The 16,663-nt window shown below is 59.4% G+C and carries 23 protein-coding genes, 2 tRNA genes and 1 pseudogene; 3 read left to right on the top strand and 23 right to left on the bottom strand.

Features of this window, described 5'->3' with window-relative positions; translation table 11 throughout:
• Nucleotides 1-142 precede the first annotated feature (142 nt).
• Nucleotides 143-1,048, top strand: coding sequence for a dienelactone hydrolase family protein (locus tag ACH2DG_RS13250; RefSeq protein ID WP_395026673.1), 906 nt, complete (start codon nt 143-145; stop codon nt 1,046-1,048).
• 132 nt (nt 1,049-1,180) lie between these two features.
• Here the strand turns inward: ACH2DG_RS13250 and ACH2DG_RS13245 are convergent, their stop codons facing one another.
• The 4 genes from ACH2DG_RS13245 to ACH2DG_RS13230 are packed head-to-tail and all read right to left on the bottom strand — an operon-like array spanning nt 1,181 to nt 4,573.
• Nucleotides 1,181-1,468 (bottom strand): DUF333 domain-containing protein, encoded by a 288-nt coding sequence (locus ACH2DG_RS13245; RefSeq protein WP_395026671.1) that lies wholly within the window; start codon nt 1,466-1,468, stop codon nt 1,181-1,183.
• Between the two features lie 17 nt (nt 1,469-1,485).
• Nucleotides 1,486-1,722, bottom strand: a complete 237-nt coding sequence (locus ACH2DG_RS13240) for a hypothetical protein (RefSeq protein ID WP_395026669.1) — start codon at nt 1,720-1,722, stop codon at nt 1,486-1,488.
• A 20-nt stretch (nt 1,723-1,742) separates the two neighbouring features.
• Nucleotides 1,743-3,674 (bottom strand): MFS transporter, encoded by a 1,932-nt coding sequence (locus tag ACH2DG_RS13235; RefSeq protein ID WP_395026782.1) that lies wholly within the window; start codon nt 3,672-3,674, stop codon nt 1,743-1,745.
• Between the two features lie 29 nt (nt 3,675-3,703).
• Nucleotides 3,704-4,573 carry a hypothetical protein gene (locus tag ACH2DG_RS13230; protein ID WP_395026668.1) on the bottom strand — a complete coding sequence of 290 codons (870 nt, stop codon included), beginning with the start codon at nt 4,571-4,573 and terminating at the stop codon, nt 3,704-3,706.
• Nucleotides 4,574-4,677: 104 nt separating this feature from the next.
• Here ACH2DG_RS13230 and ACH2DG_RS13225 point away from each other — a divergent pair, with 104 nt between their 5' ends.
• Nucleotides 4,678-5,430 (top strand): helix-turn-helix transcriptional regulator, encoded by a 753-nt coding sequence (locus ACH2DG_RS13225; protein ID WP_184705485.1) that lies wholly within the window; start codon nt 4,678-4,680, stop codon nt 5,428-5,430.
• Nucleotides 5,431-5,529: 99 nt separating this feature from the next.
• Here the strand turns inward: ACH2DG_RS13225 and ACH2DG_RS13220 are convergent, their stop codons facing one another.
• Both ACH2DG_RS13220 and ACH2DG_RS13215 read right to left on the bottom strand, forming a co-directional pair.
• On the bottom strand, nt 5,530-6,822 hold the full coding sequence (locus ACH2DG_RS13220) for an FIST N-terminal domain-containing protein (protein ID WP_395026667.1): 1,293 nt from the start codon (nt 6,820-6,822) through the stop codon (nt 5,530-5,532).
• A gap of 106 nt (nt 6,823-6,928) precedes the next feature.
• On the bottom strand, nt 6,929-7,723 hold the full coding sequence (locus ACH2DG_RS13215) for a PhaM family polyhydroxyalkanoate granule multifunctional regulatory protein (protein WP_395026666.1): 795 nt from the start codon (nt 7,721-7,723) through the stop codon (nt 6,929-6,931).
• A gap of 105 nt (nt 7,724-7,828) precedes the next feature.
• Here ACH2DG_RS13215 and ACH2DG_RS13210 point away from each other — a divergent pair, with 105 nt between their 5' ends.
• A complete protein-coding gene (locus tag ACH2DG_RS13210) occupies nt 7,829-8,242 on the top strand; it encodes a VOC family protein (RefSeq protein WP_395026664.1) in 414 nt (137 codons plus the stop codon).
• Between the two features lie 102 nt (nt 8,243-8,344).
• On the opposite strand, the gene ACH2DG_RS13205 is transcribed toward ACH2DG_RS13210, so the two are convergent.
• The 17 genes and pseudogenes from ACH2DG_RS13205 to ACH2DG_RS13125 all read right to left on the bottom strand — a co-directional run.
• A tRNA-Met gene (locus ACH2DG_RS13205) sits at nt 8,345-8,421 on the bottom strand.
• A gap of 187 nt (nt 8,422-8,608) precedes the next feature.
• Nucleotides 8,609-8,685 (bottom strand) — tRNA-Met (locus ACH2DG_RS13200).
• A gap of 221 nt (nt 8,686-8,906) precedes the next feature.
• Nucleotides 8,907-9,293: a 50S ribosomal protein L17 gene (rplQ, locus tag ACH2DG_RS13195; protein ID WP_224152952.1), complete on the bottom strand. Its 387-nt coding sequence runs from the start codon at nt 9,291-9,293 to the stop codon at nt 8,907-8,909.
• Nucleotides 9,294-9,398: 105 nt separating this feature from the next.
• A complete protein-coding gene (locus ACH2DG_RS13190; protein ID WP_224152950.1) occupies nt 9,399-10,394 on the bottom strand; it encodes a DNA-directed RNA polymerase subunit alpha in 996 nt (331 codons plus the stop codon).
• A 119-nt stretch (nt 10,395-10,513) separates the two neighbouring features.
• Nucleotides 10,514-11,137 (bottom strand): 30S ribosomal protein S4, encoded by a 624-nt coding sequence (gene rpsD, locus ACH2DG_RS13185; protein WP_224152948.1) that lies wholly within the window; start codon nt 11,135-11,137, stop codon nt 10,514-10,516.
• An 82-nt stretch (nt 11,138-11,219) separates the two neighbouring features.
• The gene (gene rpsK, locus ACH2DG_RS13180) at nt 11,220-11,624 is read right to left on the bottom strand and encodes a 30S ribosomal protein S11 (protein WP_054257670.1); all 405 of its coding nucleotides are present in this window, start codon (nt 11,622-11,624) and stop codon (nt 11,220-11,222) included.
• A gap of 17 nt (nt 11,625-11,641) precedes the next feature.
• Nucleotides 11,642-12,007, bottom strand: a complete 366-nt coding sequence (rpsM, locus tag ACH2DG_RS13175; RefSeq protein WP_184705471.1) for a 30S ribosomal protein S13 — start codon at nt 12,005-12,007, stop codon at nt 11,642-11,644.
• Between the two features lie 21 nt (nt 12,008-12,028).
• Entirely contained in the window at nt 12,029-12,142 is a 114-nt protein-coding gene (gene rpmJ, locus ACH2DG_RS13170; RefSeq protein ID WP_003050535.1) for a 50S ribosomal protein L36, read from the bottom strand.
• A 93-nt stretch (nt 12,143-12,235) separates the two neighbouring features.
• Nucleotides 12,236-13,555, bottom strand: coding sequence for a preprotein translocase subunit SecY (gene secY, locus ACH2DG_RS13165; RefSeq protein WP_184705469.1), 1,320 nt, complete (start codon nt 13,553-13,555; stop codon nt 12,236-12,238).
• A gap of 22 nt (nt 13,556-13,577) precedes the next feature.
• Nucleotides 13,578-14,009: a 50S ribosomal protein L15 gene (gene rplO / locus ACH2DG_RS13160; protein ID WP_184705467.1), complete on the bottom strand. Its 432-nt coding sequence runs from the start codon at nt 14,007-14,009 to the stop codon at nt 13,578-13,580.
• A gap of 11 nt (nt 14,010-14,020) precedes the next feature.
• The gene (gene rpmD, locus ACH2DG_RS13155; RefSeq protein ID WP_066475638.1) at nt 14,021-14,203 is read right to left on the bottom strand and encodes a 50S ribosomal protein L30; all 183 of its coding nucleotides are present in this window, start codon (nt 14,201-14,203) and stop codon (nt 14,021-14,023) included.
• 14 nt (nt 14,204-14,217) lie between these two features.
• Nucleotides 14,218-14,736, bottom strand: a complete 519-nt coding sequence (gene rpsE / locus ACH2DG_RS13150) for a 30S ribosomal protein S5 (protein WP_224152946.1) — start codon at nt 14,734-14,736, stop codon at nt 14,218-14,220.
• 15 nt (nt 14,737-14,751) lie between these two features.
• Nucleotides 14,752-15,117 carry a 50S ribosomal protein L18 gene (rplR, locus tag ACH2DG_RS13145; RefSeq protein WP_184705463.1) on the bottom strand — a complete coding sequence of 122 codons (366 nt, stop codon included), beginning with the start codon at nt 15,115-15,117 and terminating at the stop codon, nt 14,752-14,754.
• Between the two features lie 11 nt (nt 15,118-15,128).
• The gene (gene rplF / locus ACH2DG_RS13140) at nt 15,129-15,662 is read right to left on the bottom strand and encodes a 50S ribosomal protein L6 (protein ID WP_224152945.1); all 534 of its coding nucleotides are present in this window, start codon (nt 15,660-15,662) and stop codon (nt 15,129-15,131) included.
• A gap of 28 nt (nt 15,663-15,690) precedes the next feature.
• The gene (gene rpsH, locus ACH2DG_RS13135; RefSeq protein WP_224152943.1) at nt 15,691-16,086 is read right to left on the bottom strand and encodes a 30S ribosomal protein S8; all 396 of its coding nucleotides are present in this window, start codon (nt 16,084-16,086) and stop codon (nt 15,691-15,693) included.
• 18 nt (nt 16,087-16,104) lie between these two features.
• A complete protein-coding gene (gene rpsN / locus ACH2DG_RS13130; protein WP_021028309.1) occupies nt 16,105-16,410 on the bottom strand; it encodes a 30S ribosomal protein S14 in 306 nt (101 codons plus the stop codon).
• Nucleotides 16,411-16,418: 8 nt separating this feature from the next.
• Nucleotides 16,419-16,663 (bottom strand): annotated as a pseudogene (locus ACH2DG_RS13125) (50S ribosomal protein L5); the annotation flags it as partial.

The raw sequence follows: 16,663 nt of genomic DNA, 5'->3' as shown, positions 1-16,663 counted from the left end.
CTGGCGCCTGCCAGGCATTTTTCTTGCCAAACGGCCCTTGGCGCCCCGCAAGGCAGCGAAAGTGCAGGCCTGCGAGGCAGGTGACAGTCCATTTTTCATCGTCCCTCATAATGGGACTGCAATCCGCAGAAAAGGAATTCCCATGCCCCATTCTCCCAATGCCGATTTCGACTCCCTTCTGCCCGGTCGCGCGACTGCGGCAGGCAGCACACGCCGCAGCGCGCTCCAGATGGCACTGGGCGTGGGTTACGCCGCAGCCGCTGCGCCTGTCATGGCACAGACGGCCATCAAGACATCCGATGCGGGCCTGACGGCAGGCACCATCCAGTACACCGTCGATGGCTTCCAGGTCAGCGCCTACCGCGCGGCGCCCGAGGGCAAAGCCAATCTGCCGGTGATCCTGGTGATCCAGGAAATCTTTGGCGTGCATGATTACATTGCCGACACCTGCAGGCGCCTGGCCAAGCTGGGGTATCTGGCCATTGCCCCCGAACTGTTTGCCCGGCAGGGCGACCCGCGCAAGTACACCGAAATCAGCCAGTTACAGGCCGAACTGGTCAGCAAGGTGCCCGACGCGCAGGTGATGAAAGACCTGGATGGCGCGCTGGAATGGGCCGCTGCCAATGGCGGTGACGTGAGCCGCGCGGGGATCACCGGCTTTTGCTGGGGCGGCCGTATCACCTGGCTGTATGCGGCCACCGGCAAGGTGAAAGCCGGTGTGGCCTGGTATGGCCGCCTGGAAGGCACCGCAGGCAGCCTGCAGCCCAAGCACCCGACCGCTATTGCGGCAGACCTGAAGGCACCCGTGCTCGGCCTGTACGGCGGCAAGGACCAGGGCATTCCGCTCGATTCCGTCGATGTGATGAAGCAGGACCTGCAAAAAGCCGCCAGCGCGGGCAACGCTGCGGCTGGAGCCTCCAGCTTCCACATCTACCCCGACGCTGGCCACGCCTTCCACGCCGACTACCGCCCCAGCTACCGCAAGGACGCTGCAGAAGACGGCTGGAAGCGTATGCAGGACTGGTTCAAGGCCAAGGGCGTTGCATAAATTCGGGCAAGCCCTGCTCAAACAAAAATAGCTGTCAGCGCTTTACCATTCAGCGCTGGCAGCTATTATTTTTATACCATTGAATACCCCAATCCCAGGCTCGCTGCAGCGAGCCTGGGATTGGCAGCAAGCTCAGTTCAGCGGGTTGTCGCGCCAGAACAGATCCCACGGATCCATTTCCTTGCCATCTGGCCAGCGGCACAAGGTGTTCTTGCCCCTGGGGGTGTCGACCAGGGAGCCGCCCATCTGTACGCAGTAGGCCGAAGCCGGGCTGCGCGGGCCCTTGTATGTGGTGGCGTACGACTCCTGCTTTTTCTCGTCGGGGTCTTCCAGCGGCTTGAGGCCGGAGGTGCTGGTACAGGCTGCCAGCGCGGCAAGCGCCAGCAGCGCAGCAGTGCCTTTTGCAAAGCGAGCGATCAAAATCTTCTCCATTCCTTCTAGCAGCGGGCAGGCATGGAAATGCCCAGGCGGGCTGCGTTGCAGATGAAGCCATTATCCCAAAGCGGCACCGTCCAAGGACAATGCCGCGCAGCCTCAGGCGATGAGAAGGTGTTTACGATCTCAACATGCGGATGCCTGGCAGAAAACAGGCCGGGTAGAAGCTCCTCGCGTACCTCCCATCCGATCTGCCGCAGAAACTGCAGGATGCGCTCGGTGGTCTGCGCATCGGTCAAGGCGGTCGCGCCCCGGCGGCTCATTGGTCCAGCAGGCTTCGCACGCGTTCCTGCAGACGCGCTGGCTGGCACTGCTCGGGAGGCAAGGGCTCGCCGACACGCAGCGTCACCCGGTTGAACAGGCCACGGCGGAAAGGCCGGGTCATGGCGCCCTTCGGCTCCACCCGGCTGAAGTACGAACCCCACAGATTCGACAGCGCCATCGGCACCACCGGAACCTGCAGGCCATCGGCCTTCGCCTGCTCCAGAATCTTCATCATGCCGCCCTTGAACTCCTGCAACTGGCCGTCACGGGTGATCGCCCCTTCGGGGAAGATAGCCAACAGGTCGCCTTCACGCAGCACCTGGGCGGCGCGGGCAAAGGCTGCTTCGTACACGGCGGGGTCCTCCTTTTGCGGCGCGATCGGAATGGCCTTGCACAGGCGGAACAACCAGCCCAGCAGCGGAGTGCGGAAGATGCGGTAATCCATTACAAAGTGGATGGGGCGCGGGCTGGCCGCCATCAGCAGGATCGGGTCCACAAAGCTCACATGGTTGCAGGTGAGCAGCGCGGGGCCGTCCGTGGGAATGTGGTGCGCACCTGCCACCCTGAACCGGTAGACCAGGTGTGTTGCCACCCAGGCCACGCAGCGCAGCAGGTACTCCGGCACCAGGAAGAAGATGTAGCCTGCAACGATGGCATTGGCAATGCCGGTCATCAAAAATATCTGCGGCACGCTGAAACCCGCACCCAGCAATGCGCCCGCGCTGACGGAGCTGGCAATCATGAACAGCGCATTGAGAATATTGTTGGCCGCGATGATGCGGGCACGGTGCGTGGGCTGGCTGCGCATCTGGATGAGCGCGTACATGGGCACACTGTAGAGACCCGCAAACAGCGACAGCAGCAGCAGATCGGCCATCACCCGCCAATGGGCCGATTGCGACACGAAGGCCCCCACATCCATCAGCGGCGCCGCGGGCAGGCTGCGCGAAGCAAAGTAGAGGTCGATCGCAAATACGCTCATGCCGATGGCCCCCATGGGCACGAGGCCGATTTCCACCTGGCGACGCGACATCACCTCACACAGCAGGGAACCGATGCCGATGCCGATGGAAAACACCACCAGCAGCAGCGATGCCACGTGCTCGTTGCCGTGCAGCACTTCCTTGGCAAAGCTGGGAAACTGGCTCAGAAACACGGCGCCAAAGAACCACATCCAGCTGATGCCCAGCAGCGAACGGAACACCACGACATTGCTCTTGGCCAGTTTGAGATTGCGCCAGGTCTCGGTCAGCGGGTTCCAGTTGATCTGCAGGCCCGGATCGGTGGCGGCCGCCACCGGCACGCCCTGGGCCATCAGACGGCCCACCAGCGCCAAGGCGATGCATGCAACAGCGACCGATGCATGCCCGATCTGCGGCAGCGCCACCAGCAGGCCGCCCACGACATTGCCCAGCAAAATGGCGACAAAGGTGCCCATCTCGACCATGCCATTGCCGCCCGTCAACTCGTCATCGCGCAGCACCTGGGGCAGGTAGGCGTATTTGACCGGGCCGAACAAGGTGGAATGCACGCCCATCAGGAACACGCAGGCCAGCAGAATCACCGGGCTCTCGATCCAGAAGCCGATACCGGCAATCAGCATGATGCCGATTTCCAGATCCTTCACAAAGCGGATCATGCGGTGCTTGGGAAACTTGTCGGTGAGCTGCCCCGAGGTGGCCGACAGCAGCAGAAACGGCAGAATGAACAGTGCCCCGATCACCAGGCCCGCCATGGAGGGCGGCATCCACGCCACCTGCAACTGGTAGGTGACCATCACCGTGAAGGCGAACTTGAACAGGTTGTCGTTGGCCGCGCCGGCAAACTGGGTCCAGAAAAATGGCGCAAAGCGGCGTTGGCCCAGCAAGGCAAACTGATTGGGGTGGGCGGGCGCATCCGCAGCGGCGCTTGTTTCCTGGTGGCTCATTTCTGGGGTCTCCTGGCTGGTGGTTTTGATCATGGCTGAGGCCCTTGCACCAGCGTGGGCCTGATTGTGCCTGCGGCAGCCGCAGGCAGGCGTTCTGCGTTGCGCACACGCCGCACCATTATCAAAAGCGGCACCAGTGCCAGCGCCGCCGCCACATGCTTCAACGCATGGCCAGCCACCCAATGGTGGCTGATGCTCCAGACAAAGGAATCGCCCAATTCCAGCACCTTGGCCAAGGCATACCAGGCCACCACGGCCCCCCATGGCCACACCAATTGCCCTGTAGCGGCCCGCGCATTGACGGTAGAGAATCGTTGCCACAGCGCCACCGCCAGCAGCAGCACCATGCCTGCTCCCTGCAGCACCGCCCAGGGCAGCAACTGGCCGGTTTGCAGCCATATCCACAGCGACAGCGACCCAAGCGCCAACACCAGCACGGCCGTCACTACGGCCGCACGCCGTGAAAGCACCGACTGCAGCGCCAAAGCCAACACACCGGTGAATATAGGCACCATGCCCATTCGATCCCAGAACACGCGCCAGTCATCGGGCATCAGGTGGTAATAACTGGAGCCAGCCGCAGTGAGCAGCAGGCCTCCAAACACCAGGGCCAGCCAGGGACGCGCGCTGCTGGCACGCACAGCAGCCGGTGCCTGCCATACGCCGTGCCACAGCCCCAGGGCACCAATGAGCGCAAACGGCAAATTGCTGAGCACGTCCAGCGCGTTGCGCAGGCCCCATAGCGCGCGCTGGTCTGCAAAATCATGGTAGTGCGCAGCTTGTGGCACAGAGGGGCCCAGGCAGGCCAAGGCCAGCAAAGCGGCGTAGCTCGCATACAACAGCCATTCGGCAGGTGTTACGCGGTACGAAAGGGATGAGGGCATAGATGTATCGGTCATGGCCGCCACTGTGGCGAGGTGCCATCACGGCGTCTCGAATTCATGCAGTGATCGCCTATGATGGCGCCCAGAGTAGCAATTTTCGATACTATTTCGCAAGATCCATGAGCACCACTGCTGATCTGGTCACCGCCCTCAAGAAAGAACTCAAAGCCGCACAGATGACCTACGCCGACCTGGCCGATGCGCTGGGCATGGCCGAGTCCAGCGTCAAACGCATGCTGGCCAAAGGTGATATGCCGCTGTCGCGCATCGATGCCATCTGCCATGTGCTGCGGCTGGACTTTGCCGACCTTGCGCGCCGGGTGGCCGACAACCAGCCGCTGATCAAGGAGCTGACACAGCAGCAGGAGCAGGCGGTGATTGCCGACAAGAAGCTGCTGCTGATGGCCATCTGCGTGCTCAGCCAGTGGACGCTGGAGCAGGTGCTGGCCACCTACCGCCTGACCGAGGCCGAGGGCATCAAGTACCTGGCACAGCTGGACCGCATCGGCATCATCGAGCTGCGGCCGATGAACCGCTACCGCCTCAAGCTGGCCAAGACCTTCCGCTGGCGCCCGCATGGCCCGGTGATGGAGTACTTCCGCGAGAACGCGCTGCACGACTACTACTCTGGCACCTTCGACAAGGCGGGTGAAGGCCTGATGCTGGTGCACGGCTCGATCAGCCGCACCCTGGCCCCTGCCTTTCTGGAGCGGCTGCAACGGGTGGCGCAGGACTTTGCCCAGCAGCATTTAACCGACCAGCGCCTGTCCGAAAAGGAGCGTGAGGGCTATACCCTGCTGCTGGCGATGCGTGGGTGGGAACTGTCGGTGTTCACCGCCATGCGCCGCACCGGAACCGGAGGCGAACGGTGAGCCTGGCGCTGTCGCCTGCCCCGTCCCGCCTCTGCAAGTCCTATCTTCAAAAGCGATAGCTGCTTGTGCTTGTCTTTCAAGCGCTAGCAGGCATTTTTACTAAACTTCTTGCGTGAACACCAGCAACGCACCACTGTAGCGATGCAGTTGCTGGCCCGCGATTTCGCCCTGGCTGAAAAAGCCGATCAGGGGAATATCGCCCAGCACATGGTGCAGCAGCTCCAATTCGCCGTTCTCCGCGCCAAAATAGCCACCACCGCGGCCCGTGCAGCTGATATAGATGGCGCCGGCAATGGCGCGTTCCTGTGCCGCCTCCGGCACGCCTTCCGCTTCCGCAGAAAGCGGTGAGCCGCCCGCCAGCAGCGGCTGGCCATTGGCTGGCGCCAGCGACTCACGCAATTCGGCACACATGCGCAACAGGTCGGCGCGGGCGGCGGTCCAATTGCGCTGGCAAAAGCGCAGATACTTCTGCTCCAGCGCCGATTCGGGCAGCACGATCCCACCCCGGCGAGTATCCACGCCCAGCAGTGAGCACACGCGCGCCTGCGGAGGCAGTTGTCCTTCGTACACGCTTTGGGGGCGGTCAATATTCTCCAGTGCCACCTGCATGTTGCGCATCTTGCGCGTCGCCAGCTCCGGATGGGTGTCCATGCGCACCAGCATGATCTCCTCCAGCACCTCCAGCGCCGGGCGGCCATCCAGCGACAGCAGCACATTGTCCTGCAAGGCGGTGATGCGCATCCGCCCGCCGATTGGCTGGCAGCCCTGGGTCACGGACTGCAGGGCCGCTGCATCTGCACCGAAGGCAAGGCCCGATATACCGCCATGCAACACGCCGCTGTGCCGGGGCTCCAGGGCCTTGCTCCACGCAAGTTGCAAGGGAGGCGCCGAGCCGGAGCACAATCCGCCCAGCAATTGGCCAGCGCCGGTGCGGGCCGCCAGCTCCTGCAGCAGATCTGGCAAATCGGGCAGATTGGCATCCGCATGCACCAAGGCCTGTTGCCAGGTACTGGAAAGAGCGGCAGAAGCGCCGTGAGGAGCGTCCCCTTCCGAGCGCAAGGGTGCGATGCCGGAAAACACCCGATACGCGTGGTGTGGTAGATCCAGCAGCATCACGGCTAGGGCAGGCTCGGTCAGGTATTCCGCACGCGTCGCCATGACGCCAGCCCCCACCGCACCCGACCAGTCGCTCACTTCGGGGAATTCATCCTGCAAGGCTTCGAGCAACGCCACGGCATGGCCAGCAAAGGCATCGCTGAAATATGCTACCCCCAGGCTGGGATTGCGGGCATAGCCGCTTTGCGCCATGCGACCGCGTATCTGGGCCACCACCAGCGAGACGGCCATGCGCCAATCGGGGTGGGTAGCGTGACCATAGGGAAACCGTTTCATGCGGAACATTCTACGGTCCGGCCGCCCCCGTGGCGATGTCAGCCATGACCGCTTCGGGGTCGCCGCAAACCGGAACTGCGGCCGCGGCCTGCCCGCAGACCGGTGCTTATTTTCGGCCTGACGCCGGTTTCCTGGCCGCAGCGCGCCTGGCGGGAGCCGGCGGCGCCGCAACCTTGCCTGCTGGCGCCTTCGCTGCCGGCTTCCTGGCAACGGGCTCCTTGGCCTTCGCCTTGGTTGCGCCACCTGTTGCACCCATCGCCTCCATCGCCGTGGCCGCCGCTTCCTGCGTGGTTGCTGCATGCTGCATGGCGTGCTGGGTCACATCCTGCACGGCCTGCTGCGCGATGTGCTGAAACTGCTGAGTCAGAGCGCTCCACCACTGCAAGGGATCTGCACCAGTACCGCCAGAAGCATTGGCAGTAGGGCCCGGACCATCCTTTTTGGTGGATGCATCGGAAGGTGCGCTTGCAGCCGCAGATGGTTTTGCAGCGGGTGGCGGAGCCTCCTGTGCGGCAGAAGCCTTTGGTGCGGCGCCCTTCTGCCCGGCCGCCGCAGCCTCCGCGCCCGAGCCGTTGGCAAACTGCTGCCAATTCTGCACCACCGAGGTAGCCCAGTTCTCGACCGGAACGTTCATCGTCTGGAGGGCAGAAAGCGTCATCTTCTGCACTTCCATCGCCTGGATGGTGGCCGCCAGGGCGCGCTGGTTCTGCTCCAGCCAGAACAGCACGGTTTTGAGCTCGCCAATGCGCTTTTCCAGGTCGTCCACGCTCATGGTAGGGGCAACCCAGTCGCTCCATTGGGGAAATGCCGAGGCGCTGCTTGCCACCCCGCCCTGGGCCAGTTTCTGCAAAAAATCAAAGCCGGGTGCAAAAGGATTGAATGAATCGCTGCTCGTCGCCATGAAAATAGCCTCCTGTTGTTGCCGCTGTTTCCGCCCAAGGCGTTGTGGCAGCTTATCCGATCGGCCGACCGCTGGCTATCCGCTTCTCCATCCAGGTTTCCCTCTATGCAAAGCCTCTTTCATCTTGCCTTCCACGTCCACGATCTGAATGCAGCGCGACAGTTCTACGGCGCCACTCTCGGCTGCACCGAGGGCCGCAGTACCGATACATGGGTGGATTTCGATTTTTTCGGCCACCAGATCTCATGCCACCTCGGCAAGCCATTTGAGACCACCAACACCGGCCACGTGGGCGACCACCTGGTGCCCATGCCGCATTTTGGTCTGGTGCTGGAATTGCAGGATTGGCAGCAATTGGCGCAGCGCCTGCGTGATGCGCATACCCGATTCGTGCTGGAGCCCCAGGTACGTTTCGAAGGACAGCCGGGCGAGCAGTGGACGATGTTCTTCTACGACCCTTCAGGCAACCCGATTGAGGTCAAGGGCTTCCGGTCCCTGAAGCAGCTGTATGCCAGTTGAAGAAGGCATGACGTTGGCAGCGGCTCAGCCTGCCAATGTGCCCAGCGCTCTGCGGAATGGCGGGCACAAAAAAGCCAGCTGAAAAGCTGGCTTTTGATGTTCTGGTTGCGCGAGAAGGATTTGAACCTCCGACCTTTGGGTTATGAGCCCAACGAGCTACCAGACTGCTCCATCGCGCACCGCAATTATAGCGCGATATGGGGTGGCATTTTTGGAGTCTTGCGCTTTTCCTGATTATTTTCGCAGCTGCAACTTTGATAGCGCATCCACGACAAGCCCGGATGGAATGACGAGCCGCCTGCAGAGAGGGCGGACTGTTTGCAGCAACAACAAAAAAGCCAGCTGAAAAGCTGGCTTTTGGTGTTCTGGTTGCGCGAGAAGGATTTGAACCTCCGACCTTTGGGTTATGAGCCCAACGAGCTACCAGACTGCTCCATCGCGCACCGCAATTATAACCCAGGGATTTCCTTGATATGAAGTCCATTGCCATATTTCGGAAATATTTTGCACCGCAGCATGCAAAACCTCGGTGCAAGCGGGTCCAAGCAGGAAACCATCGTCCTGCAGGTCACGAAAGCCGCAGCACCACCCACATATAGGCAGTCAAAAAGAAAAAGCCCACCGAAGTGGGCTCTCTCATCAGCTTTGCAAAAATTGCGAAAGCTTATTCAGCAGCGGCTTCACCGGCTTCTTCAGCACGATCCACCAGTTCGACAAACGCCATAGGAGCGTTGTCGCCCACACGGTAGCCCATCTTCAGGATACGGGTGTAACCGCCAGGACGGTTGGCCGAGCGAGGACCCAGCACGTTGAACAGCTTGGTGACGCTGTCGCGGTCGCGCAGACGGTCGAATGCCAGGCGGCGGTTAGCAACGGTGTCCACCTTGGCCAGGGTGATCATGGGCTCGATCACCTTGCGCAGTTCCTTGGCCTTGGGCACAGTGGTCTTGATGGCTTCGTGCTCGATGAGCGAATTCATCATGTTTTGCAGCATCGCCTTACGGTGAGACGAGGTGCGGTTCAGTTTACGGAGGCCGTGTCCGTGACGCATGGTGCTTTTCCTTTTAAATCATTGATTCAATCAAACAGCCGTATCAGGTACTGTCTGACGCACTACAAATGGGCTTTCCCGAAACGGGAAGCCCGCCATTATAACTTAACGCTTTTCCAGACCGGCAGGTGGCCAGTTTTCAAGCTTCATGCCCAGCGTCAGACCACGGGAAGCCAGGACTTCCTTGATCTCGTTGAGCGACTTACGACCCAGGTTAGGCGTCTTGAGCAACTCGTTCTCGGTGCGCTGGATCAGATCACCGATGTAGTAGATGTTCTCAGCCTTCAGGCAGTTGGCAGAACGCACGGTCAGTTCCAGCTCGTCCACAGGGCGCAGCAGGATCGGATCGAACGTGGCGTTGTTGCGTGCCTGGCCACCAGGTTGGTCGAACACGTCGAGCGCGCCACCTTCCAGTTGGGCAAACACAGCCAGCTGCTCCACCAGGATCTTGGCCGACGAGCGCACTGCATCTTCTGCAGCAATGGCGCCGTTGGTTTCGATCTCGAGAACCAGCTTGTCCAGATCGGTACGCTGTTCCACACGAGCGGATTCCACCGTGTAGCTCACGCGCTTGATGGGCGAGAACGATGCGTCCAGCACGATGCGGCCAATCGACTTGGTCGACTCGTCACCGTAACGGCGGACGTTGCCGGGCACATAGCCACGGCCCTTTTCCACCTTGATCTGCATGTCCAGCTTGCCGCCTTGCGACAGGTTGGCAATGATGTGATCAGGGTTGATGATTTCAACGTCGTGCGGCGTCTGGATATCAGCGGCCGTCACCACACCTTCGCCATCCTTGCGCAGGCTCAGGGTGACTTCATCACGGTTGTGCAGCTTGAAGACCACGCCCTTGAGGTTCAGCAAGATGTTGACCACATCTTCCTGGACGCCATCGATGGACGAGTATTCGTGCAGCACGCCTGCAATGGTTACTTCCGTCGCTGCATAACCCACCATGGACGACAACAGAACACGGCGCAGGGCATTGCCCAGAGTGTGGCCATAACCACGCTCGAACGGCTCCAGCTCCACCTCGGCACGATTGTGGCCCAGCTGTTCTACGTTGATTGTCTTGGGTTTCAGCAAATTGGTTTGCATGCAAACTTCCTCTCAATACCCCCGGCTCGTTACACCGGTAAGGCTGGTGAAGCACCAGAACCGCGATGCCTCGCGGTTCTGGGACGGATACTTCTGCAGTCGAAAACCGACCGTCGAAATTAACGGGAATACAGTTCGACGATCAGCGATTCGTTGATGTCAGCGCCGAATTCGTCGCGGTCAGGAGCCTTCTTGAAGACGCCTTCAGCCTTGTCTGCCGACACTTCCACCCAAGCAGGGAAACCCACTTGGCCAGCCAGTTGCAGAGCTTCCACGATGCGGGCTTGCTTCTTGGACTTTTCGCGCACGGCAACCACATCGCCTTCCTTGACCAGGTAGGAAGAGATGTTGACGGATTGGCCGTTCACGGTGATGGCCTTGTGCGACACCAGTTGACGCGCTTCAGCACGGGTCGAACCGAAGCCCATGCGGTACACCACGTTGTCCAGACGGCTTTCCAGCAGGCTCAGCAGATTGGCGCCAGTGTTGCCACGGCGACGATCAGCTTCAGCGAAGTAGCGGCGGAATTGCTTTTCCAGCACGCCGTACATGCGCTTGACCTTCTGCTTTTCGCGCAGTTGCAGACCGTAGTCGGAAGTGCGGGCACCCGAAGTGCGGCCATGTTGACCTGGCTTGGTGTCCAGCTTGACTTTGTCCGCAATCGAGCGACGTGCGCTCTTGAGGAACAGGTCTACGCCTTCGCGGCGGGAAAGTTTGCCCTTAGGGCCAATAAAACGTGCCACTTGAATATCCTTTTTTCAGCTACCGCATAAATGCGGGAGCCGCCAGAGCACCATGCACTGGCGGCGGTGGGCTTATGGTGAATTAGATACGACGACGCTTTTGAGGGCGGCAGCCGTTGTGAGGCACTGGCGTCACATCGGAGATCGACGTGATGCGAATGCCCAACGCACCCAAGGCGCGAACCGAGGATTCACGACCTGGGCCTGGGCCCTTGATCTCGACATCCAGGTTCTTGATACCTTGTTCCATGGCAGCACGGCCGGCCACTTCGGAAGCAACCTGGGCAGCAAAAGGCGTCGACTTGCGCGAACCCTTGAAACCCTGGCCACCCGACGAAGCCCAAGACAGAGCATTGCCTTGGCGGTCGGTGATCGTGATGATGGTGTTGTTGAACGAAGCGTGAACGTGTGCAATACCGTCAGAAATGTTCTTGCGAACCTTCTTACGTACACGAGCAGCTGCGTTGTTTGCAGGAGACTTAGCCATTGTGTACCTTCAATCTCTTATTTCTTCAAAGCCGCTGCGCCCTTGCGCGGACCCTTGCGGGTACGGGCATTGGTGCGGGTACGTTGACCACGCATGGGCAGACCACGACGATGACGGAAACCGCGGTAGCAGCCGATGTCCATCAAACGCTTGATGTTCATCGTGGTTTCACGACGCAGGTCACCTTCCAGGGTCAGGTGAGCAATCGCGTCACGGATCTTTTCCAGATCAGCGTCCGTGAAATCCTTGACCTTCTTGGCGTAGTCGATACCCGTGGTTTCGCAGATCTTGCGAGCCGTGGTACGACCGATGCCATAGATAGCGGTCAGGCCGATCTCCGCATGTTGGTGCGGAGGAATGTTAATACCAGCAATACGTGCCATTTGCGTCCTCTAGTCTTTCAATCAACCTTGGCGCTGCTTGTGGCGCTGGTCGGTGCAGATCACGCGTACGACACCCTTGCGACGGATGATCTTGCAGTTACGGCAAATCTTCTTTACCGAAGCTGAAACTCTCATTTCATTCTCCTAAAACTTCCATCCGCTCCAGTCTGTGACGGCATTTCAAATTTTTAGCCCGAACAGACTGGAGGGCACACTTTCCTGTCGATCTCAGTTTTTGGCTGAGGCCTTGAAGTTCGCCTTCTTCAGAAGCGACTCATACTGCTGAGACATCATGTAGTTTTGTACCTGGGCCATAAAGTCCATGGTCACCACCACGATGATCAACAAGGAAGTGCCACCGAAATAGAACGGAACGTTGTACTTCAGGATCAAGAACTCTGGCAGCAGACACACAAAGGTGATGTAGATCGCCCCTGCAAGTGTCAAACGCACCAAAATCTTATCAATATAGCGTGCTGTCTGATCCCCTGGTCGAATACCGGGAATAAAGGCACCACTCTTCTTCAGGTTATCGGCCGTTTCGCGGCTGTTGAAAACCAGGGCCGTATAGAAGAAGCAGAAAAAGATGATCGCTGCGGCGTAGAGCATCACATAGATAGGTTGACCAGGAGTCAACGTACCAGCAATGTCCTTGAGCCAACGCATCGATTCGCCAGCGCTGAACCAGTTCACAACCGTAGCAGGCAGCAAGATGATCGACGAAGCGAAGATGGGAGGAATCACACCTGCCATGTTCAGCTTCAGCGGCAAGTGCGAAGACTGGCCACCATACACCTTGTTTCCAACCTGACGGCGCGCGTAGTTCACCAGGATCTTGCGTTGACCGCGCTCGACAAACACGACGAAATACGTCACGGCTGCCACCACGAGGACAATGAAGATCGCGGCAATGATGCTCATCGCACCAGTGCGCACCAATTCGAGCAAACCGCCGATGGAGCTGGGGAGACCCGCAGCAATACCAGCGAAGATCAGGATCGAGATCCCGTTGCCCAAACCACGTTCTGTGATCTGCTCACCCAACCACATCAGGAACATCGTACCGGCGGTCAGGCTGACCACAGCAGTAAGACGGAACCCGAATCCAGGGCTGAGAACCAAACCAGCAGTGCCTTCCAGTGCAACGGCAATGCCGAGCGACTGGAACAATGCAAGGGCCAGTGCACCGTAACGGGTGTACTGGGTGATCTTGCGACGGCCGGCTTCGCCCTCTTTCTTCATCTGCTCGAATGTCGGGACGACGTAAGTCATCAATTGCATGATGATCGATGCCGAGATGTACGGCATGATCCCCAGTGCAAACACGGTGAAGCGCGAGAGCGCTCCGCCCGAGAACATGTTGAACAGATTGAGAATGCCACCCTGTTGGCTATTGAACAGCTGCTGCAACTGGTTTGGATCGATACCGGGCACCGGGATATGAGCCCCGATGCGGTAGACGATCAGCGCCAGCAACAGAAAAACCAAACGACGACGCAAATCGCCGTACTTACCGGTCTTTGCAATGGTTGCGGTGTTCGTAGCCACTGATGATTTCTTTCAGAAAAGGTTAGGCGATGCTGCCGCCAGCGGCTTCGATCGCAGCCTTGGCACCAGCGGTGGCACCGATGCCATTGAGCTTCACGGCCTTGGTGAGTTCACCAGCCTTGATCACCTTCACGACCTTGGCCAACTGACCAACCAGGCCAGCCTGCTTCAGCACTGCCAGATCCACTTCTGCGGCGCCCAGGCGCTCCAGAGCAGCCAGCGACACTTCGGCGTTGAACTTCAGCGTGGTCGACTTGAAGCCGCGCTTTGGCAAACGACGCTGCAGAGGCATCTGACCGCCTTCGAAGCCTACCTTGTGGTAGCCACCCGAACGCGACTTCTGACCCTTGTGACCGCGACCGGCGGTCTTACCCAGACCAGAACCGATACCGCGACCCACGCGACGCTTGGCGTGCTTGGCACCTGCTGCAGGCTTGATGCTATTGAGTTCCATCATCAATCCTTTCAGAGAACCTTCACCAAGTAGGCGATCTTGTTAATCATGCCGCGCACTTCGGGGGTGTCCTTCAGTTCGCTGATGCTGTTCAGCTTGCGCAGACCCAGACCACGCACGGTGGCGCGGTGGTCTTGCTTGGTACCAATCGGGCTACGCACCAGTTGGACCTTCACAGTTTGTTGCGTTGTCATAGTGACGACTCCGATCAGGCGAACAGGTCTTCAACCGACTTGCCACGCTTTGCTGCCACTTCCGAAGGGGTCGTGGAATTGTTCAAAGCGTCGAAAGTGGCGCGAACCATGTTGTAGGGATTCGACGAACCATGGCTCTTGGCCACGATGTCGGTGATGCCCAGGACTTCGAAAACGGCGCGCATTGGGCCGCCGGCAATGATACCGGTACCCTTGGGAGCAGGAGCCAACATCACGTTGGCAGCGCCATGGTGACCCATCACGGTGTGATGCAGGGTGCCGTTCTTGAGCGACACCTTGATCATGTTGCGACGGGCTTCTTCCATAGCCTTCTGCACGGCAGCAGGCACTTCCTTGGACTTGCCCTTGCCCATGCCAACGCGGCCGTCACCGTCGCCAACCACGGTCAGTGCAGCGAAGCCGAGAATACGACCACCCTTCACAACCTTGGTGACGCGGTTGACCGCGATCATTTTTTCGCGCAAACCGTCGTCACGACCTTCGTCTTGCACTTTGGGGGAAAATTTAGCCATTTCTATCCACTCCGCTTAGAACTGCAGGCCGGCTTCGCGGGCTGCATCAGCCAGAGCCTTCACGCGGCCGTGGTATGCAAAACCTGCACGGTCGAAAGCAACCTTTTCAACGCCAGCTGCCTTCGCCTTTTCAGCGATACGCTTGCCGATGAGAGTCGCTGCTGCGGTGTTGCCACCCTTGCCGGAAGCGCCCAGGTTGCTGCGCACTTCGGCTTCGGCCGTCGATGCAGTAGCGATTACCTTGGTGCCGTCGCCGGAAATGATCGTGGCATAGATATGGAGGTTCGTACGGTTCACCGTCAAACGCGCAACGCCTTGGTTGGCAATGCGGATGCGGGTCTGCAGGGAACGACGAAGACGCTGCTCTTTCTTGTTGAACATCATGCAGCTCCTTATTTCTTCTTAGTCTCTTTGATCGTGACCTTCTCATCCGAATAACGGATGCCCTTGCCCTTGTAAGGCTCGGGAGGACGAACGGCACGAATCTCGGCTGCCAGCTGACCAACACGTTGGCGGTCAGCACCCTTGATCACCACTTCCGTAGGGGTAGGGGTGGCAACGGTGATGCCAGCAGGCATTTCAAAGTTGACTGGGTGAGAGAAACCAACGCTCAGGTTCAGCTTGCTGCCAGAGGCTGCAGCCTTGTAACCCACGCCGACGAGAGACAGCTTCTTTTCGAAGCCCTTGCTCACACCAACCACCATGTTGTTCACCAGCTGACGCATGGTGCCGCTCATGGCGTTGGCTTCGCGGGAGTCGTTCACTGGCTCGAAAGCCAGCTTACCTTCGTTATTGGTCACCTTGACCAGGGCGTTAGGGGCCAGAGCCAGCGTACCGCCGGCGCCCTTCACGCTGATTTGGTCTTCCTTGATGGAGACATCCACACCTTGGGGGATGCTCACAGGCATTTTTGCTACGCGGGACATTTCAGTATTTCTCCTTCAATGCCACGGGTTAAGCCACATAGCAAAGCACTTCGCCGCCGACACCGGTAGCGCGCGCCTTGCGATCCGTCATCACGCCCTTGGGGGTGGTAACGATAGCAACGCCCAAGCCGTTTTGGACTTGAGGAATTGCATTGCGGCCCTTGTACACGCGCAGGCCAGGACGGCTCACGCGCTCGATACGCTCGATCACTGGACGACCGGCGTAGTACTTCAAGGTAATTGCGAGTTCAGACTTGCCATCTTCGGTCTTCACTTCGAAGCCGTCGATGTAACCCTCTTCCTTCAGCACCTGGGCGATGGCAACCTTCACTTTGGAAGATGGCACCGACACGGTGGCCTTGGACACCATTTGGGCGTTGCGGATACGGGTCAGCAAGTCAGCGATTGGATCACTCATGCTCATGTTTAATCTCCTGACTGCTTACCAGCTGGCCTTGGTCACGCCGGGGATGGCGCCGACAAATGCCAGTTCACGAATCTTGGCGCGGCCCAGACCGAATTGACGGAAGGTGCCACGGGGACGACCCGTGATTTCGCAACGTGCACGTTGACGAGTGGGGTTTGCATTGCGAGGCAGCTTTTGCAGGCCCAGACGGGCTGCATCACGCTCTTCGTCGGAACGCTTTGCGTCGCCGGCGATGGCCTTCAGTTCTGCATACTTGGCTGCGTACTTGGCAGCCAGCTTTTCACGCTTCAGTTCGCGTTGGATCAGTGCTTGTTTAGCCATGCATCACCTCAGTTCTTGAACGGGAAGCGGAAAGCCTGCAACAAAGCCTTGGCTTCGTCGTCATTCTTCGCAGTCGTCGTAATGCTGATGTTGAGACCACGCAGTGCGTCGACTTTGTCGTACTCAATTTCAGGGAAGATGATTTGTTCTTTGACGCCGATGTTGTAGTTGCCACGGCCATCAAAGGCGCGGCCAGAAATACCACGGAAGTCACGCACGCGGGGCAGAGCCACGGTGACGAAACGGTCCAGGA

It is taken from the genome of Comamonas odontotermitis (assembly GCF_040396735.1).
Classification (GTDB): domain Bacteria; phylum Pseudomonadota; class Gammaproteobacteria; order Burkholderiales; family Burkholderiaceae_C; genus Comamonas; species Comamonas odontotermitis_C.
The sequence above is the reverse complement of the archived record's forward strand: the minus strand, read 5'-3'. Positions and strand labels throughout refer to the sequence as shown.

Bases quoted from the DNA above. Each gene is read 5' to 3' on its own strand.
- ACH2DG_RS13250 (WP_395026673.1), top strand. From the start codon at position 143: ATGCCCCATTCTCCCAATGCCGATTTCGACTCCCTTCTGCCCGGTCGC.
- ACH2DG_RS13235 (WP_395026782.1), bottom strand. From the start codon at position 3,674: ATGAGCCACCAGGAAACAAGCGCCGCTGCGGATGCGCCCGCCCACCCC.
- ACH2DG_RS13230 (WP_395026668.1), bottom strand. From the start codon at position 4,573: ATGACCGATACATCTATGCCCTCATCCCTTTCGTACCGCGTAACACCT.
- ACH2DG_RS13225 (WP_184705485.1), top strand. From the start codon at position 4,678: ATGAGCACCACTGCTGATCTGGTCACCGCCCTCAAGAAAGAACTCAAA.
- ACH2DG_RS13220 (WP_395026667.1), bottom strand. From the start codon at position 6,822: ATGAAACGGTTTCCCTATGGTCACGCTACCCACCCCGATTGGCGCATG.
- ACH2DG_RS13215 (WP_395026666.1), bottom strand. From the start codon at position 7,723: ATGGCGACGAGCAGCGATTCATTCAATCCTTTTGCACCCGGCTTTGAT.
- ACH2DG_RS13210 (WP_395026664.1), top strand. From the start codon at position 7,829: ATGCAAAGCCTCTTTCATCTTGCCTTCCACGTCCACGATCTGAATGCA.
- rplQ (WP_224152952.1), bottom strand. From the start codon at position 9,293: ATGCGTCACGGACACGGCCTCCGTAAACTGAACCGCACCTCGTCTCAC.
- ACH2DG_RS13190 (WP_224152950.1), bottom strand. From the start codon at position 10,394: ATGCAAACCAATTTGCTGAAACCCAAGACAATCAACGTAGAACAGCTG.
- rpsK (WP_054257670.1), bottom strand. From the start codon at position 11,624: ATGGCTAAGTCTCCTGCAAACAACGCAGCTGCTCGTGTACGTAAGAAG.
- rpsM (WP_184705471.1), bottom strand. From the start codon at position 12,007: ATGGCACGTATTGCTGGTATTAACATTCCTCCGCACCAACATGCGGAG.
- rpmJ (WP_003050535.1), bottom strand. From the start codon at position 12,142: ATGAGAGTTTCAGCTTCGGTAAAGAAGATTTGCCGTAACTGCAAGATC.
- rplO (WP_184705467.1), bottom strand. From the start codon at position 14,009: ATGGAACTCAATAGCATCAAGCCTGCAGCAGGTGCCAAGCACGCCAAG.
- rpmD (WP_066475638.1), bottom strand. From the start codon at position 14,203: ATGACAACGCAACAAACTGTGAAGGTCCAACTGGTGCGTAGCCCGATT.
- rpsE (WP_224152946.1), bottom strand. From the start codon at position 14,736: ATGGCTAAATTTTCCCCCAAAGTGCAAGACGAAGGTCGTGACGACGGT.
- rplR (WP_184705463.1), bottom strand. From the start codon at position 15,117: ATGTTCAACAAGAAAGAGCAGCGTCTTCGTCGTTCCCTGCAGACCCGC.
- rplF (WP_224152945.1), bottom strand. From the start codon at position 15,662: ATGTCCCGCGTAGCAAAAATGCCTGTGAGCATCCCCCAAGGTGTGGAT.
- rpsH (WP_224152943.1), bottom strand. From the start codon at position 16,086: ATGAGCATGAGTGATCCAATCGCTGACTTGCTGACCCGTATCCGCAAC.
- rpsN (WP_021028309.1), bottom strand. From the start codon at position 16,410: ATGGCTAAACAAGCACTGATCCAACGCGAACTGAAGCGTGAAAAGCTG.